Origin of the sequence: Lysinibacillus sp. OL1, from assembly GCF_004332175.1 — a bacterium.
Classification (GTDB): domain Bacteria; phylum Bacillota; class Bacilli; order Bacillales_A; family Planococcaceae; genus Lysinibacillus; species Lysinibacillus capsici.
Map to the genome: position 1 here is coordinate 498,176 of NZ_SJDS01000001.1, position 17,055 is coordinate 515,230.

General features: G+C 39.8%; 18 protein-coding genes. 8 read left to right on the forward strand and 10 right to left on the reverse strand.

The annotated features are described in order from the left end of the window. Positions 1-82 precede the first annotated feature (82 nt). Positions 83-1,438, forward strand: coding sequence for an aspartate aminotransferase family protein (locus tag EW028_RS02470; RefSeq protein ID WP_131519788.1), 1,356 nt, complete (start codon positions 83-85; stop codon positions 1,436-1,438). A 43-nt stretch (positions 1,439-1,481) separates the two neighbouring features. On the opposite strand, the gene EW028_RS02475 is transcribed toward EW028_RS02470, so the two are convergent. Further along, the gene (locus EW028_RS02475) at positions 1,482-1,934 is read right to left on the reverse strand and encodes a MarR family winged helix-turn-helix transcriptional regulator (RefSeq protein WP_131519789.1); all 453 of its coding nucleotides are present in this window, start codon (positions 1,932-1,934) and stop codon (positions 1,482-1,484) included. A 125-nt stretch (positions 1,935-2,059) separates the two neighbouring features. On the opposite strand from EW028_RS02475, the gene EW028_RS02480 reads away from it, so the two are divergent. Both EW028_RS02480 and EW028_RS02485 read left to right on the forward strand, forming a co-directional pair. Then, positions 2,060-2,491 (forward strand): GNAT family N-acetyltransferase, encoded by a 432-nt coding sequence (locus tag EW028_RS02480; RefSeq protein ID WP_131519790.1) that lies wholly within the window; start codon positions 2,060-2,062, stop codon positions 2,489-2,491. 94 nt (positions 2,492-2,585) lie between these two features. After that, on the forward strand, positions 2,586-3,269 hold the full coding sequence (locus tag EW028_RS02485) for a hypothetical protein (RefSeq protein WP_227744832.1): 684 nt from the start codon (positions 2,586-2,588) through the stop codon (positions 3,267-3,269). Positions 3,270-3,390: 121 nt separating this feature from the next. Here the strand turns inward: EW028_RS02485 and EW028_RS02490 are convergent, their stop codons facing one another. From EW028_RS02490 to EW028_RS02515, 6 genes are all read right to left on the reverse strand, one after another. Further along, entirely contained in the window at positions 3,391-3,780 is a 390-nt protein-coding gene (locus EW028_RS02490) for an RDD family protein (protein ID WP_131519791.1), read from the reverse strand. A 63-nt stretch (positions 3,781-3,843) separates the two neighbouring features. Then, complete coding sequence (locus EW028_RS02495) at positions 3,844-4,806, reverse strand: carbohydrate kinase family protein (protein WP_131519792.1); 963 nt, start codon at positions 4,804-4,806, stop codon at positions 3,844-3,846. After that, a complete protein-coding gene (locus tag EW028_RS02500; protein WP_131519793.1) occupies positions 4,806-5,690 on the reverse strand; it encodes a DMT family transporter in 885 nt (294 codons plus the stop codon). Before EW028_RS02500 ends, EW028_RS02495 begins: the two co-directional genes overlap by 1 nt. 49 nt (positions 5,691-5,739) lie before the next feature. Next, positions 5,740-6,990, reverse strand: coding sequence for a glutamate-5-semialdehyde dehydrogenase (locus tag EW028_RS02505; RefSeq protein WP_131519794.1), 1,251 nt, complete (start codon positions 6,988-6,990; stop codon positions 5,740-5,742). A gap of 13 nt (positions 6,991-7,003) precedes the next feature. Beyond that, complete coding sequence (gene proB, locus EW028_RS02510; RefSeq protein ID WP_131519795.1) at positions 7,004-8,098, reverse strand: glutamate 5-kinase; 1,095 nt, start codon at positions 8,096-8,098, stop codon at positions 7,004-7,006. A gap of 390 nt (positions 8,099-8,488) precedes the next feature. Continuing rightward, entirely contained in the window at positions 8,489-8,872 is a 384-nt protein-coding gene (locus EW028_RS02515; RefSeq protein ID WP_004229554.1) for a hypothetical protein, read from the reverse strand. A 216-nt stretch (positions 8,873-9,088) separates the two neighbouring features. Here EW028_RS02515 and EW028_RS02520 point away from each other — a divergent pair, with 216 nt between their 5' ends. Then, positions 9,089-9,712, forward strand: a complete 624-nt coding sequence (locus EW028_RS02520; RefSeq protein ID WP_048390149.1) for a LysE family translocator — start codon at positions 9,089-9,091, stop codon at positions 9,710-9,712. 12 nt (positions 9,713-9,724) lie between these two features. Then, complete coding sequence (locus EW028_RS02525; protein WP_048390151.1) at positions 9,725-10,513, forward strand: DUF1835 domain-containing protein; 789 nt, start codon at positions 9,725-9,727, stop codon at positions 10,511-10,513. A gap of 43 nt (positions 10,514-10,556) precedes the next feature. Here the strand turns inward: EW028_RS02525 and EW028_RS02530 are convergent, their stop codons facing one another. After that, positions 10,557-11,438, reverse strand: a complete 882-nt coding sequence (locus EW028_RS02530; protein WP_016994379.1) for a LysR family transcriptional regulator — start codon at positions 11,436-11,438, stop codon at positions 10,557-10,559. A 285-nt stretch (positions 11,439-11,723) separates the two neighbouring features. On the opposite strand from EW028_RS02530, the gene EW028_RS02535 reads away from it, so the two are divergent. Both EW028_RS02535 and brnQ read left to right on the forward strand, forming a co-directional pair. After that, positions 11,724-12,476 carry an alpha/beta hydrolase gene (locus tag EW028_RS02535; protein WP_131519796.1) on the forward strand — a complete coding sequence of 251 codons (753 nt, stop codon included), beginning with the start codon at positions 11,724-11,726 and terminating at the stop codon, positions 12,474-12,476. A 166-nt stretch (positions 12,477-12,642) separates the two neighbouring features. After that, positions 12,643-13,983 carry a branched-chain amino acid transport system II carrier protein gene (brnQ, locus tag EW028_RS02540; RefSeq protein ID WP_131519797.1) on the forward strand — a complete coding sequence of 447 codons (1,341 nt, stop codon included), beginning with the start codon at positions 12,643-12,645 and terminating at the stop codon, positions 13,981-13,983. Between the two features lie 48 nt (positions 13,984-14,031). Here the strand turns inward: brnQ and EW028_RS02545 are convergent, their stop codons facing one another. After that, entirely contained in the window at positions 14,032-14,790 is a 759-nt protein-coding gene (locus tag EW028_RS02545; protein ID WP_131519798.1) for an SDR family oxidoreductase, read from the reverse strand. A 155-nt stretch (positions 14,791-14,945) separates the two neighbouring features. Here EW028_RS02545 and EW028_RS02550 point away from each other — a divergent pair, with 155 nt between their 5' ends. Continuing rightward, on the forward strand, positions 14,946-15,527 hold the full coding sequence (locus EW028_RS02550) for a TetR/AcrR family transcriptional regulator (RefSeq protein WP_131519799.1): 582 nt from the start codon (positions 14,946-14,948) through the stop codon (positions 15,525-15,527). Positions 15,528-15,828: 301 nt separating this feature from the next. Here the strand turns inward: EW028_RS02550 and EW028_RS02555 are convergent, their stop codons facing one another. Next, entirely contained in the window at positions 15,829-17,001 is a 1,173-nt protein-coding gene (locus tag EW028_RS02555; RefSeq protein ID WP_131519800.1) for a YhgE/Pip domain-containing protein, read from the reverse strand. Between the last annotated feature and the right edge of the window lie 54 nt (positions 17,002-17,055).

The window sequence follows — 17,055 nt, forward strand, 5'->3', positions numbered from 1 at the left end:
AAAATTTCAATATTAACTAGCTTAATAGGGAAAATGGTGATAGACAAAAAGACACCGATGATACACGATTGGAGGTCATGATATGGAGCGAAACGATCAGTTTACACATACTTTACAGCAAAAAGATCATGAAAACATTTGGCATCACATGTCTATCTATAACGACAAAGCACCTCCCATTATTGAGCAGGGAGAAGGGGCATGGATTACAGATAGTTTAGGCAATCGCTTTTTAGATGGCATGTCAGGCTTATGGGCAGTGAATGTAGGGTATGGGCGTGAGCGTCTTGCTAGGGTTGCGTATGAGCAGCTAAAAAAGCTTTGCTATGCTCCTTTAACACAAAGCCATGAACCTGCCATCAGGCTCGCTGAAAAAATAAACAGCTTACTTGATGATGACTATATGATGTTTTATTCCACTAGTGGCTCAGATGCGAATGAAGTAGCGTTTAAGTTAATACGTCAATACCATCAACAAAATGGGGAAGGGAACCGCTACAAAATCATTGCTCGTTATCGGGGCTATCATGGCAGTTCACTTGGGGCATTAGCAGCTACAGGTCAGGCATTACGTAAATTTAAGTACGAGCCGCTGACACCAGGCTTCTTACATGTTGCTCCACCTGATCACTATCGTCGTCCAAAAGGGCAGTCAATTGAGGCATACAGCCTAGCACTTGCCCGAGAATTGGAAGAAAAAATTATTTGGGAGCAAAAAGAAACCATTGCGGCTGTCATTATGGAGCCACTCATCACAGGTGGTGGAGTGCTTATTCCACATCCAACTTATGTCAAAGAAGTCGAGCGCATTTGTAGAAAGCATGGAGTATTACTCATCATGGATGAAGTCATTTGTGGCTTCGGACGGACAGGTAAGCTATTTGGCCATCAGCATTTTGATATTCGACCAGATGTCATTACCATGGCGAAAGGATTAACGAGTGCCTACCTACCACTATCCATTACAGCTATACGGAAAGACATTTATGAAAAATTTAAAGAGACGGACGGCTATAGTCATTTTCGCCATATCAATACGTTTGGGGGCAATCCAGCAGCTTGTGCAGTGGCCTTAGAAAATATAAAAATCATGGAGGAGGAAGGACTTGTGCAGCGAGCAAGAGATTTGGGTATTCAATTCCTACATGATTTGCAAGACCTATTAGAGCTGCCTTTCGTTGGCGATATTCGTGGGCTTGGGTTACTCATTGGCATCGAGCTGGTTGAAGATAAACAATCTCAAACACCTGCTAAGCCTGAGCTAATCGCGAAAATCATGGCTGATTGTCAAGCAAATGGCTTAATTATTGGAAGAAATGGTGATACAGTTGAAGGCTTCAATAATATCATTACGTTAAGTCCACCGCTGTGCTGTACAGACGAGGACTTTGATTTTATGGTTGCTGTATTAAAACGAGTATTTGCAGCCAATGTCTAGCCTAAGGCGATTCCAAATGTGCGAAAAACACGAGGAATCGCCTTTAATACTGTCGTTTATGCCCTTTCTTCACCTCTTCCCAGTCAATTTCGATGTTATGCAACACGCGTGTTAGTAGACTGTGAATGCTGTTCATCTCCTCATTGGAAAACCCCTCAAGCGCACGGGCATTGGAATATTCGCCCTCCCGTTTTAAAAAAGGATAGATGTCCATGCTTTTAGCTGTAGGAAAAAGTAATTTATTTTTCTTATTACCTTGTTCAATTCGTTTTTCAATAAAGCCTTTGGTCTCCAATTTTTGAATAGCTCGTGAAGCCGTTGTACGGTCTACCTTTAATAGCTCTGCGACTTTCTCTTGAATAATACCTGGATGTTCACAAATACGGATGACATATAAATATTGCCCCTTTGTCAAATCCAATTCCTTGAATTCAATATTGCTTATCGAGTCTAATGCCCGTGCTATGGCACCTATTTCACGTAAGATTTCTTTCATGTTCGATCCTCCTGAGATTTTTGTTGTAATTGCAATAAAAATCATTCTATACTAATACTATCATCTTCAAAGTGAAATTGCACCTAGAGAAGATGATAAGGCAGGAGAAACTAGGAGGAATAGTAATGACTATAAAAAAAGTGACAACTGAAGCAGAATTACAAACAGCGTTTGATTTTAGACGAAGCGTTTTTATTGAAGAGCAGCAAGTCCCTGAGGAAGAAGAATATGATGAATTTGATGCACTGGATGCTCCATGCGCTCATATTTTGGTGTATTACAATGAGCAACCTGTTGGAACAGGGAGACTTCGAGTTGTAGAGGACTATGGCAAATTGGAGCGTATTTGTATATTAGAAGAATACCGCAAATATGGCCTTGGTAAGGAAGTTATTGTGGGCCTAGAGCAAATTGCTCGAGATAAAGGGCTAACAAAAGCAAAATTAAATGCTCAGTCCTATGCAGAAGGCTTTTATGAAAAATTAGGCTATCAGCGTGAAGGTGAAGAATTTATGGATTGTGGCATACCCCATATTTTAATGAAGAAATACTGGTAGCAGACGAAATTCACACGATTATAGAACATGCCAGACTTAGCGTCATACTTTGTAACTTTTTAATCGTTGCTTGGGTCTACTGCTGAAAGGGGGGATGTTGTTGAAGAAATGGATATGTCTTTGTATCATGTGTTTGTTGTTACTGACTGCTTGCGGTAGTCAAGTCATCATCGAATGGGTTGATTTAATCAAATGGGATGGTAAGCAATATGAAGCTGTATATGAAGTAGCGTTAGCCGATCGTTCATTCATTGATAAGGAAATAGGGGAAGTTGATTTTAAAGTGGCAGATCATATCAAAAGAACTTCCTATCGCTTTAAGGATGGCGATGCAGCCTTCCATGAGAAGGGAACAAAGCTTTATGCGATAAAGGGTCTGGACGATGCCATTGCGGTAGAGGATCAGTCGGTTATTAATGGCTATCGAATTTATATGATAAGAGCTGAAGCTCCGCCGCGACGGAATTTTGATCAGGTTCCATTAGAAGAAGTGAAGAAAATAGAATTTTACTCATCTACGGAAGAAGGCAATCGGAAAACGGCTAGCTATACAAACCAGTCTGACATGGCAGATATAAAGGCAATTTTAGTCAATAGTAAACCAGCCCCATCCTTTGAGCCAAACGGGGATACGAACCGTTATGATGTACTCCTTTATACAGACGATGCCATTGCTTTTCAATATGGCATACAATTTGATGGTACTACTTATTTTTGGTTTCCGTCAGAAAACGCGATTTTATCGAATGATATACAGCAGTTTATTTCCAAAGATTAGCATACTTCTCTAAAGAGAATTCCATGCTACTTTCTGTAATGGTTAGGCGATCAGGAAGATTCACACTTTAGCAAAATGCTCCAATTAAAGAAAGCTGCCCAAACGATAAGGCAGCTTTCCTTCATTTTTTCTTTACAACCGTACCTGCAAAGCTATCATGAGGAAGACGTTGACCATGCTGCTGCTCGAAGGCTTGGCGATCTTTTAGATAATCGAACGTACTGATAGTGTCTCGATAAGCCATGCGTTTAATAATTTGACCTTCTGATAATGGACGACCATCTTCATTTTCGAGTGTCAATCCCATTGCTTTGTAGCCAATCGTTTGTCCGTTTTTACGGAGTTGTGCATATTCTAGCGCCCACAATACCACAGTTGGCGTAACGAGTGCATGAACAGCCTCATTTTTTACTTTTTTTCGTAGGAAGTATTCAACCCCAAACGTGACAGCTGTTGAAACAGCTGTATCGATTAAAAATGCAGCTGTGCGTTTTTTTGTCATCGATTCCATATAAGCCCTCCTTTAATGACCTGTCACTAGTACATACGAACAATAAGGACAAAAAGTTTCGATTTATCCTAGATTCATATCTAATGAAAGTACAGGATAGGATGGAATTGCCCCATGCTTTGTTGTTGAAATGCCCGCATATCTGTTTGCAAAAGATAGCAGAGACATTGCATACTGTTCACAATGAGCTACCACTTGATCTACTGTTAGTTGATGATGAAGAAATTGACTTAAAATCGCGCCAATAAAAGCATCACCAGCCCCAGTTGTATCAACGGTTTGTACCTTGTTAGCAGGAGCCTTCACATGATGCTTTTTCGTATATAAGGCAGCCCCAGCAGCACCATGTGTAATGATAATAACTTCTACATATCCCTTGAATAACGTTTGAACAGCTTCCTGTTCATCTTCTAGAGTTGTTAAAAACAACAGTTCTTCCTCTGAAAGCTTGACAATATGGGCTTTTGGTAAAAAGGCTAAAATGGTTTCACAACACGCCGTCTTATCCTGCCATAAAGGAAGGCGCACATTCGGATCGAAGGATATAAGGCTTCCTGCTTGATGTGCCTGTTCAATAAGGGCAAGATGTGCTTGTTTCATAGGACTCTCTACAAGATTAACAGAGCAAAAGTGAACGATATCGTGCGCTGTTAATAGCTGCGAGGGGAGGTATTCCTGTTTGTATAAGAGATCTGCAGCATGTCGGCGATAAAATTGAAAATCTCGTTCGCCATGTTCATTTAATGAAACAAAGGCAAGACTTGTTTCACCATCTGTTGATTGACGAATAAACTGTGTATCTACACCTGCTTGCTGCAACGTTTTGATTAGGAAGTCACCAAAGGCATCCTGACCGACTTGTGTGAGAAGGGCCGCCTGCTGTCCTAGCTTTGCACAGACAGCGGCTACATTGGCAGGTGCCCCTCCTGCATGTTTAGTAAAATGTTCAATGTTGGCTAGGGAGCCGTGCTGCTGTGTCGGTGTAAAGTCAATTAATAATTCTCCAATTGTGAAGAGCTTGCCCATTATGAGACCTCCTGTGGTAGTCGCTTTTTCTTAGGAACATAAATGGTATAAAAAATACCAGCGAAAATGAGAAGGATCCCCATCGTTTGCGTAAAGCTTGGCATAAAATCAAGCAATAGCATATCTAGTAAAATGGCGACAACAGGGTCGACAAAAACCAATACGGAGACAAGAATCGTAGACAGGCTACGAATACTATCAAAAAATAAATAGTAAACAAATCCTGTATGAATAAAGCCTGTGCCGAGTATATAAAACCAATTGGTTGACGTTAATCCATCAAACAGCGAGAGGTCGATAAAAGGCAGTAGTATCACGATTCCAACTGTTGTTTGAATATAGGTTAACGCATACGAGCTAAGCTTCGTGATGGTTTTGCTTGTTAGCATTGTAAGGGCATAAAATACCGCTGACAGTAAGGCCCAGATAAAGCCAGAATGCATAAATTCTGAGAACGACACAAAATTATTGAGACCGATGATAAAAATACTACCGATAAAGCAAGTGATTGTTGCAACAAGTGCCTGAATGGTCATTTTTTCCTTCAAAAAGATAGCGCCTAAAATTAACACAAATATGGGGGCTAAATTATAGATGGAAATGGCAATTGAAATGGACATTTCCTCAAAGGCTTTAAATAAAAATACCCAGTTTAACACAATAAAGACACCGCAAATAAGCGTTTGAAAAATTTCTTTCTTATCCCATACCTCTGTTTTATGTCCACCAGTGATGAGCCACATACCACCTAGAAAGAGGGTTGCGCAAATGCATCTAACAAAGACAAGCTCTGTAGCGGGAACACCAGTGTGAACGGTAAAAAAGCCGATGGAACCAAACAGTGCCATGGAGACGGTTAGTTTAATGATTGCTGAGATGTTCATCCGAAACCTTCCTTCTATTATTTTAGTAAACTATAAGTAGTAAATACAGCTATTCACGAATTTGGCCGTTGCCATGAATAACATATTTTGTTGATGTTAATGCAGGCAAGCCCATTGGTCCACGGGCATGTAGCTTTTGTGTACTAATACCGATTTCTGCACCATAGCCAAATTCAAAGCCGTCTGTGAAGCGGGTTGAGGCATTATGATACACTGCTGCTGCATCAACATTGTTTAAGAACGTCTCGGCGGTTAATTGATCTTCTGTAATGATGGCCTCAGAATGATTTGTGCCAAAGTATTGAATATGCTCAATCGCTTCATAGACATTTTCCACCAATTTAACGCTTATTTTTAAATCAAGGAACTCTGTCGCATAATCTTCCGCCGTAGCTGGAAGAGCAGCTGCAAATTGCTGACATATTTGCTCATCACCGATGATGGCTACACCTGCATGATGAAGGGACGTTAAAAGCTGGACGCCATGTTCTTGAAACCAAGTAGGATGAATGAGTAAGCTTTCTGCTGCATTACAAACAGAAGGACGCTGTGTTTTAGCATTTAGACAGATTTTCTCTGCTTTTATGTAATCCGCCATTTCATCCACGTAAATGTGGCAGTTGCCTGCACCTGTTTCCAGTACAGGAACAGTCGCTTCATTGACAACTAAATCGATCAGCGCTTTGCCACCACGAGGAATGAGCACATCCAAGTACTCTTTTAAATGGAAGAGTTCTTTGGCTGTTTCGCGGCTTGTATCCTCAATTAATTGAACAGCATCGGTAGGGATGGATGTTTTAGCAAGCGCGCGATGAATACTTGCAACAAGAGCCATATTAGAAAACTTAGCAGAGGAGCTTCCGCGCAAAATAACTGCATTGCCTGTTTTTAGAGAGAGTGTTGCTGCATCGATCGTGACATTTGGTCGAGCTTCATAGATCATACCAATAACACCAAGTGGCACAATTCGTTTTTCAATGCGGAGCCCATTGTCTTTTTCAATACGTTCAACAATTGTACCTACTGGATCGTTTAAGGAGACGAGTAAATGAATGGCATCGGCCATTGCTGCAATCCGTTCTTCATTGAGCATGATGCGATCCAATGTAGACGCAGGGATACCTTGCTGCTCCCCTTGTGCCAAATCCTTTGCATTTTCAGCCATAATGTCAGATTGATCGATTAATAGCTGTTCTGCAATTTTTTTCAGTGCCTCATTTTTCTCGCAGGTTGTTTTAATATTTAACATGTAGCTTGCGGCTTTTGCGCGTTGTCCTTTTTCTTGAATTTCACTTGTCATTTGTCATTCCTCCTTAATTCGTTTGAATTTTCAGCCATTTGTCTCGATGAATTACCTCAATAGGGCTTTTCAGCAATGTATCAGTCCGTTTTCCCATGGCAGAGAGAAGCTCTTGGGAAGAGTACAGTACTTCGCCACGTCCTAGTAAGTCCTTCTCACTATAGACTTCTACAACATCACCATTGACAAACTCACCTTCTACACGATAGACGCCAGCAGGCAATAGACTCTTACCATTATTCATTAAGGCCTGTTCTGCACCACTGTCTATAAAAATTTTACCAGAAATTTCCGTGAGTGCAATCCACTGTTTATGATTTGTTAACACTGCGAGCTCATCATGCTCCACATAAGTGCCATCACCATGTCCTGCTAAAATATCGACGAGCTTCTGTGCACCATGACCTGTACCGATAAATACCTTCACACCTGCACGTAGCGCTGTTCGTGCTGCCAGCAGCTTAGAGGTCATGCCACCTGTGCCAACCTTTGATCCTGTTCCATCCGCAAAGCGTAGCAAATCGTCTGTAATAGCAGCTAGTCGATCAATGCGCTCTGCCTGAGGGTTTTTATTGGGATTGGCATTATAAAGGCCATTGATATCTGTTAAAATGATGAGCTGATCTGCATGGACAAGTCCACTGACGAGTGCTGAAAGCATGTCGTTATCTCCAAAGGTTAATTCACTAATTGACACTGTATCGTTTTCATTAATAATCGGTAGCATGGATCGCTCTAACAATTCCTCGAAAGTCGCATAGGCATTTTTATAGCATTCTTTTTTAGAAAAATCTGTTCGTGTCAATAATATCTGTGCAGGCATGATATCGTAAATACTAAATAAGGCACTGTACGTTTGAATAAGTAGGCTCTGTCCTACAGCAGCAGCTGCCTGCTTTCCTTTCACTGTCACAGGGCGAGCAGGGTAGCCAAGTTGTTTAAAACCCGCCGCTACAGCACCTGAAGAGACAAGTAACACTTCATGTCCCAATTTCTTCAACTCGGCGATTGCCTGTACATGGTCCATTAAGCGAACTTTATCGATTTCACCCTTCGCATTCGTTAAAGAGCTACTACCAATCTTAACAACAATTCTTTTTCTCTCCATCTCACGACCTCCATCATTGCTGAATCAAGATAAAAAAAGCCTTTTCATCCTAAAAATTAGGACGAAAAGACTTGCCTTCCGTGGTACCACCTACATTGAATATCATGCGACATTCCACTTTTCTCATAACGCTCGAGACTGCGCCTAGTTTGGCTAGGACGTTTCACGAAGTAGGTTTCATTAGTCTTTCTTGTACAATGCCTTCCAGCCGATGGGCATCGCTCTCTTTTCAAGCAGTGGCTAACTACTGGTCTTCGTTCGTTTTCTCATCTATTGACTAAAGGATGCACTACTTCTATAAGTCTGTCAAGCTGAATGGATAAATTACTTGAAAGTTTTGATAAATTAAGAAAGGGATGCGCTAAAACGCTAAAGAGGTCGCTTATTCAATTATTTAAACCACCAAATCGCAATGAAAAGGGGAAGCATAGCCAGCACAATGACAAAGAAACTCCAAATGACTTGTTTCCCTGAAGACATATTTTTGGGTTTAATGCTCATTTGTTCATACAGCTGGTTAATGGCCCGTTGCTCTTTCGCATAAAGCATTGCTTGAAATTCTTCGTAATCTTGTATATAGCTAGATGGGGCACGTGGACTGAAGCGTAAATTTCGAATGGAATCTGTAATCTCTTTGTCAGCCATCCAATACGTGATGACAGGTGCTAAGCCTGCGTTTTGTGTGGCCTTTACCTCAATGTCATGGGATTTCATTTTATAGTAAACCTGTCCATGCTCATCCTCATATTGCGTGACAATATCACTTACTGCCATTAACAATCACCTCTTATGGAAGTTATCTGGTTTATCATGAGTTTCTACTATTATAATGGATTAGGGAAGAAAAGTATCGCTTGAGCGAGCATAAATTGTGAAACCGAAATTTGAAAAAAATTTTTGGATAAAGTCATAAACTTACATCTAGTGAGAACAACGTCATGTAGTATAATGTATATAGTTTTTTAAAAGAAGTTGAAGGAAGGGAAAGTTTTGGACATCTCAACGTTATTTGCGTTTTTAGGGGCTGCGATGATTTTAACCATTATGCCAGGGCCCGATAATTTATTTGTGCTTGCCCAAAGTATTACACAAGATAAAAAAGCGGGTATTGCCACATCTCTTGGATTGTGTACAGGGCTACTTGTTCATATTAGTGCAGCAGTACTTGGTATTTCTGCGATAATTTATCAATCGACCATTATTTTTACCATCGTCAAATTTGCAGGAGCAGCGTATTTATTATATCTAGCTTGGCAATCATTTCGTGCTAAAGGAGACCCTTTTACGTTGCAACAGCAAAATACGCAAGCCTATATTAAATTATATAAAAAAGGAATATTAATGAATATTTTAAATCCTAAAGTATCGTTATTTTTCCTAGCGCTGTTACCACAGTTTGTTAATCCATCGCAAGGACATGTGGCGTTTCAAATGCTTATTTTGGGTATTGTATTTTTAATACAAGCGCTTGTATTATTTTCATTGTTTAGTATATTTGCAGGGAAAGTTAGACAAGTCATTATTGGTAAACCTGCGATTGCTAAACGACTAAATACAGTTCAAGGTATTCTATTCACATTTATCGGGATACAGATTGCCATCAGCAAACAGTAGGGAGGAATGGACATGGCTATTTTACATATTACCTTTAGCTTAGCAACGCAGGGTTCTATGAAACTTGCAATTCGTCAACATCGTTTGCAGCGAAATGAATCAGTTCTAAGTGTCCATGATGATCTCTCGATTGGACCTCTTCAAAACTTTGAAGAACGTAAAACTTGGTTAGCCACGCATATTTTAGATGATGATGACCAGCAATTGTATGATGAGATGTATGAAAACTGGAGGAAAAAAATCGCTAATTTACCTTGTGATGTGGATGTGTGGATTTGGTATAGTCACAACACACATGAACAGATAGGACTGCGCTATGTGATGAGTGAGTTAATTCATAAATGCAGTATGGTGTATGGTATTGATGCAACGGAGAATCTGAAGAGTATTCACCCCAATTTAGACATTCGCCATACAGGCGAGCTTTCCTCGGAAATGCTAATGAAGCTTCGCCCTAGTGCAAAACGATTCTCTGTGCAAGAATGTCAGCAACTCGCTAAGGAATGGGAAAACATCAAAGAACAGCCAAGTACATTACGGTTATGGAAAAGTGAACTATTGCATGTAGAGGAAGATGCAATGGATGCATACATTATCGCCAGTGCAAAAAATTTGCATTTACAGCAAAATGAAGAGTGGCTAATGCCTACGCATATTTTGGCACAGACATTTGAAACATTTGTCCATTATGTAGGAAATGATTTTGTAGAGTATCGCTTACTGACGCTCGTCGAACAGGGAGTATTTGCAATGAAAGGCGATACAACGGATATTTTTTCCTATCAGGTTAAATTACTGTAGCATAAAAAAGATCAGGGCTGCCAAAGCCTTGATCTTTTTTATATTATTTATTGTCATAAAAATCAAAGACAAATTGTTTAAACTGACGTGCAGATGGCGGTAAATAACGATTTTCTATCCAAGCCATGCCGATAATTCGTTCACATACCATATCCTCAACATGGATTTTAACAATTTTTTTCGGGTTTAAATCCTCATCATCGGGTAGTAAGGAAACGCCAAGCCCCGCACCAACAAACCCAGCGATTGTCGATACTTCATCACCTTCATAAGAAATTTTAGGCTTAATGCCCGCAGCATTTAATAAGCGATCAGCTGAGCGGCGTAATGCATAGCCTTTTTTCATTAAGACAAAACTTTCATGCTCCAATTCTTTCATTTTGATGCTTTTACGATGGGCTAATGGATGGTCAATTGGGACCATTATAAAGAGCTCATCTCGCCATAACTCCTTCCAACAAACTGGTGGCTCTGTATCGATCGCAGCTAGTAGGCACAGGTCTAACTCACCTGCCAGTAATTGTTTTAACTGTGAATGGGAGTAGTTTTGTGTGAAATGAAAACGGATATGGGGATGTTTTTGACGGAAGGCACGAATCAAGTCGGGTACAATACTCGTTCCAAGTGTATGTAAAAAACCGAGTGATACATCTCCGAGTTCGGGATTATTAAGCTCCTGTAACTCTAAAACAGCCTTTTCATATTCTTTACGCATGCGCTGGACACGATATAAAAATAGCTCTCCATATCGGTTTAGCATAATCGAGCGCCCTTGTCTGTCGAAAAGCGGTACACCTAATTCTTCCTCCAGCTTTGAAATTGAACGACTAAGTGCTGGCTGTGAAATCGCTAATGCTTCGGCAGCCCGTGTCATATGCTCTAACTTTGCAACGGTTACAAAATATTCTAATTGTTGCCACTCCATTTTTTTCACCTCTTTTCTTGTGATTTTTAAGTTATCTGCATTATAACGGGAAACAGACGGGAAGTATAGGTAGCAAAAATTTTTTAAAAGGACGTTGCAATTATTTAGCAGAATGGAAAAGTTAAGTAGCAGAAAGTGTGATAGTACAGCCGTTAAGTTGACATCATTCATGCACAATACACATTGATTTGATAAAAACTATAAATTGTACATTATGAATAAAGGGTGTTAAGATAGACACATAAAATACACAATTATTAATTTCCGTGAAGGGGATATCATAAAATGAAGTTAACAAAGCCACAACCTCTAACAATCGAGGGAGGCAATAAAGCCGTACTATTACTGCATGGATTCACAGGTAGCACAAAAGATGTGAAAAAGCTAGGAGAATTTTTATCTCAACGAGGTTACACTGTGCATGCACCAATTTATAGTGGGCATGGCGTAGAACCAGAAGCATTATTAGAAACAAAACCAGAAGATTGGTGGAACGATGTAGTAGAAGGTTATAACTTCCTACAAAAGAAAGGCTATGAAGAAATCGCTGTTGTTGGGATTTCACTTGGAGGTGTCTTTTCATTAAAGGTAGCAGAGACATTCCCAGTGAAAGCATGTGTAGCGATGTGTGCACCGATTACACGTGATAATTCAAAAGGCTTATTTACACGTTTGTACCACTATGCTCGTTTATATAAACACTTTGAAAATAAATCAAAAGATCAAATTATTTCAGAATTACATGAATTACGTATTTCACCGAAGGATTCATTGGACGGCGTAACACGTTTAACAACAGAAACGCGTGAAGAATTATCAACGATCAAAGCACCAACTCTTGTGTTACAAGGCTCACTAGATGATGACCTCTATCAAGAAAGCGCACCTTTTATTTTAAATACTGTGGAAACAGACGACAAAGAAATCATTTGGTATGAAAACTCTGGCCACATTATTACATTGGATAAAGAACGCGATAAAGTGTATGAAGATGTTTATAAATTTTTAGATCATATTGAATGGTCAGTTGCAAACTAAGAAGGGGCTGTCAGTAGACAGCTCTTTTTTTGTTGAATCTCACTGGATAAACGAAAAAACTATTGTAATTATAATAAATGCTTGATAACATGATGAAATTGTAGTGAAAAATCATTCGATTAAAATAATTTGCTATAGTCTAAAACTTCTAAGGAGCACATCAATTATGCAACAAAAAATACCTTTTTCAACTTACGCAGTCATTGGTACCATGTTATTTGGACTGTATTTTGGAGCAGGGAACCTAATTTTTCCTATTCAAATGGGTCAATTTGCAGGGACTAATTTTTGGTTTGGATTAATCGGATTTTTAGTGACTGCTATCGGCTTACCATTCCTCGGAATTTTGGCAATTGGCTTATCAGGTAGTAATGGTTTACGTGATCTAGCCAATCGTGTTCATCCTATATTTGGTATTATTTTTTCATTGGCACTGTACTTAACAATCGGACCATTCTTTGCCATCCCACGTACAGCAACTGTACCATTTGTAGTAGGGTTTGAGCCATATATTCAAGCACAGCATGCAACACTGCTACTAGCTGTATTTAGCTTTATATTTTTTGCCATTGTCTACTATTTTTCTTTAAATCCAGCGAAAATAATGGATTATATCGGTAAATATTTAACGCCTGCATTTTTAGTTGTTTTATTTATTTTAATTATTACAAGCATTACGAAGCCAATGGGCCATTTCCAGCAGCCAATTGGTGCATATATGGATGCCGCCTTTATGACAGGCTTTAAAGAAGGCTATAATACGATGGACGCCCTTGCCTCACTAGCCTTCGGGATTGTTGTCATTAATGCAATTAAAAGTGCAGGGATTACAGATCGTAAGGAAATTGCCAAGGCTACATGGACATCAGGTATTTTTGCGATGGCTTTAATGACGCTGATTTATGGTCTCATAACATATATGGGCGCTTCCAGTATTAATGCTGTCGGGACTTTTGATAATGGTGGTTTAATCTTTGCGGCAGTGGCCGATCATTATTTCGGCTCATTTGGAGCTATTTTATTGGCGGTCATCATCGTGCTCGCTTGCTTAAAAACAAGTATCGGCTTAATTACATCTTGTAGTGAGTTTTTCCATGAGGTATTTCCAAAAATTAGTTACAAATGGTTTGTGTTTCTGTTGTGTGCTGTATCCTTTACGATTGCGAATTTTGGTTTAAACAATATTATCAAATATGCTATTCCAGTTTTAATGTTCTTATATCCATTAGCAATCGTCCTAATCTTGCTCGCTCTAAGCTCATCCTTCTTTAAGAATAAGCAAACAGTGTATGCCATAGCGATGATTTTTACATTTTTCATTAGCCTGATTGACGGCTATAAAGCGCTGGTAGAAAGTGTGCCAGATGCGAAGTTAGGTATATTGGATGCAGTAGAGAAATACTATTCTGCGATGCTACCTTTTTATGATATTGGCTTAGGATGGATACTGCCAGCGTTAATAGGGGCAGTAATTGGAAGCATGATTCCGTCTCGAAAAGTTATATAATGAAAGAAACACGCACAGAAAATGTCTCTGTGCGTGTTTCCTTATGGATTAGTAAGCTGTCCAGCCACCATCAACCGCAATAACTTGTCCATTCACAAAGCTAGCCTCATCTGAGCCTAGGAAGATCGCTAATTGAGCGATTTCTTCTGGCTGACCAGCCCGCGGATTGATGGATAGTCCTAGTGCTTGTCGTGTAGCACCCGTTTGGCTCATGTTTGTCATGGAAGAGGCGATATTGGTCATCACTGCTCCTGGCGCAATACCATTACAGCGAATATTTTTATCAGCATACATAAAGGCTGTATTTTTTGTTAAACCAACTACCGCATGTTTTGAAGCTGTATAAGCAGCCCCAGCCCGTGCCCCATATAAGCCACCAGCAGAAATATTATTGACAAAGACACCATGTCCTTGCGCAAGGAAAATTTCTGTAGCCATACGCATAGAGCGCATAACAGCTGTTGTGTTCACAGCAAATACTTTTTCCCATCGTTCATCAGAAATTTCTCCAACTGGCTCCATACCATCCATAATACCTGCATTGTTGACTAATATATCTAATTGACCATAGTTCGTTTTTGTTTCATCAAATAAACGTTGTAAGTCTTCTGTTGATGCGACATTGGTCTGAATGGCAAATGCTGTTCCTCCAGCCGCTTGAATACCTTCCACAACCGCTTGGGCACCCTCTAAATTTAAGTCTGAAACGGCAACCTTAGCGCCTTCTTTTGCATATCCTTCTGCAATGGCTTTCCCCATACCTGAAGCTGCACCTGTCACAATGGCTACTTTACCTTCTAATCTCATCTCAAAGACCTCCTCATCGTAATTTCTTTATTTATTGAACATCTGTTCATTAAAATCATATAATAAAGATGAAAGCGATTTCAATATGCAAAAAAACGGGATGTGTTGAGTAATCAACACATTTGGACAATCTGTTTATTAAGGAGCTGAAAAAATTGCGTACTACGGATTTACGGATTATTAAAACGAAGCAAGCTCTCCACGATGCTTTATTGACCTTGCTTAGCCAAAAACCATTGGAGCAAATCTCCATTGCTGAAATTTGTAGAGAAGCAAAGGTCAATAGAGGAACCTTCTATTTACACTACGAGCAAAAAGAGGGGCTCTTTGAAGAATACTTTCAGGAGATAATGGAGGATTTATATCAATCCTATGAAGAACCCTATCGTGCCGTCACGACATTGGACACAAATCAATTAGATCCCAATACCATCCGTATTTTTCATCATATTGAACGCTTTAAAATGTTTTACCGTATCGTCTTTTCTAAAAATGTCCCGCTGACCTACTATTACATGCTTTTTGATGGCATTTATTCCCTACTAAAACGTGATATTACCACACAGCACATACATCAAATGGGGGATCATATCTCGATCGACTATTATAGTGCCTATCAAGCAAACGCCATCATCGGGCTCATCATCCAATGGTATCGTGGCGATTTCAGCGATAGCGTGACCATGTTAAATCAACAGCTAGCAGCTATTTTAAAGAATGTGAGGAGTGGGGGATAGAACGCTTGAATTGAAGGATAGAAGAGAAAAAGTGGCGGATAGAACGCTCAATTTGAAGGAGAGAGTAAGAAGCAATGGATAGGACGCCAAAATTGAAGGATAGAAGAGAAAAAGTAGCGGATAGAACGCTCAATTTGAAGGATAGAGTAAGAAGCAGTGGATAGGACGCCCGAATTGAAGGATAGTATAGGAAAAGTAGCGGATAGCCAGCTCAAAGTGAAGGATAGAAGAGAAAGAGTAGCGGATAATCACTCAAAGAGAAGGTCTACATCAACTTGTAGACCTTCTCTTTTCTATTAAATCATCGGGCTGGAGCTGGCTTAAATGTGACGATTAACGTAGCGATGGCTAGTGTCACGAAGATGATGATGGCCAAGGAGCTACTGTTTTGCAGGAGATTATCAGAACTACCACCAAAGATGATTGTGTAGTAGCCATCTGCTCCATACGAGGCAGGTAGCATGGCAGCGACCTGTTTGTATCCTTCAGATAGCATGGTTTTTGGAACAAGTACACCTGATGTTACTAATTGGAGTGAGAGAGCACAAATATTAAATATCATCCCCATATTCCCAAAGGCAATTACAAATACTTGGGCCAAGCTAAGGAAAGCAAGATACATTACAGATTGGAAGAGATAAATCGACAACAGGCTTTCTTGACTATCGATATTAAAAAGGTGCATCAAACCAATTGTTATGAATGGCAATGTAAAGGCTACGCCCACATTGATTAGCTGTCGTGCGAGAAACAATTGCCATTTTGATAGGCTGTCTTGAACGAGTTGTGCTGCTTGCTGGTGTTGCATAATCATAACCATCGCTCCCACAAAGGAGGAGATGATGACCATAAGTGGGACAAAGTTTGCAGCAAATCCCTTTACATCATTGGTTTTTACAATCGTACCATCGACGGCATGGTCTTTGACATTCATTACAGTCGTTTTGACAGAAGTGGTAATTTGTTGAGCAGTGTGTTGCTCGAAGGGAAGCTGAGCAAATTGTTGAGCAAAGACTGCAACGGCTTGATTTTGTTGCATTGGATAGAGGGCTTGATTGATTTCTTCTGTTAATTGCTTTGCTACACCCTCCATCATATTTTTCGCTACACTTGCATTGGCTTGATTAATCGCATAAATAATTTCAGCCTCTTTCCCTGCTTGAATTTGATTTGTAAAATCGGGTGGAATTTGCATAATCATATTAATTTGTCGTTCGTTTAATGCGCGCTCAGCTTCCTTCATCGAAGAATAGTCCTTCATTGCAAAGGGGATGGAGCCTTTGATGTTCTGTGCTACCTGTTGACCCATTTCAGAATCTTCCACAACAATACCAATGCTTAACTGTTCCGCTCTTTCATTGACACCATCATAGGCAGTCATCCAAATTGTAAAGAATATTAATTGGAAGGCAATGGTTGCAACAATGCCGATATAGGTTTCACGAACTCGCAATAGTGCTTGTAAACCTGTCATTTTTTATTCCCCCTAAAATTAAGTAAGTACTTACTTGCATTGATTAGAAAAATT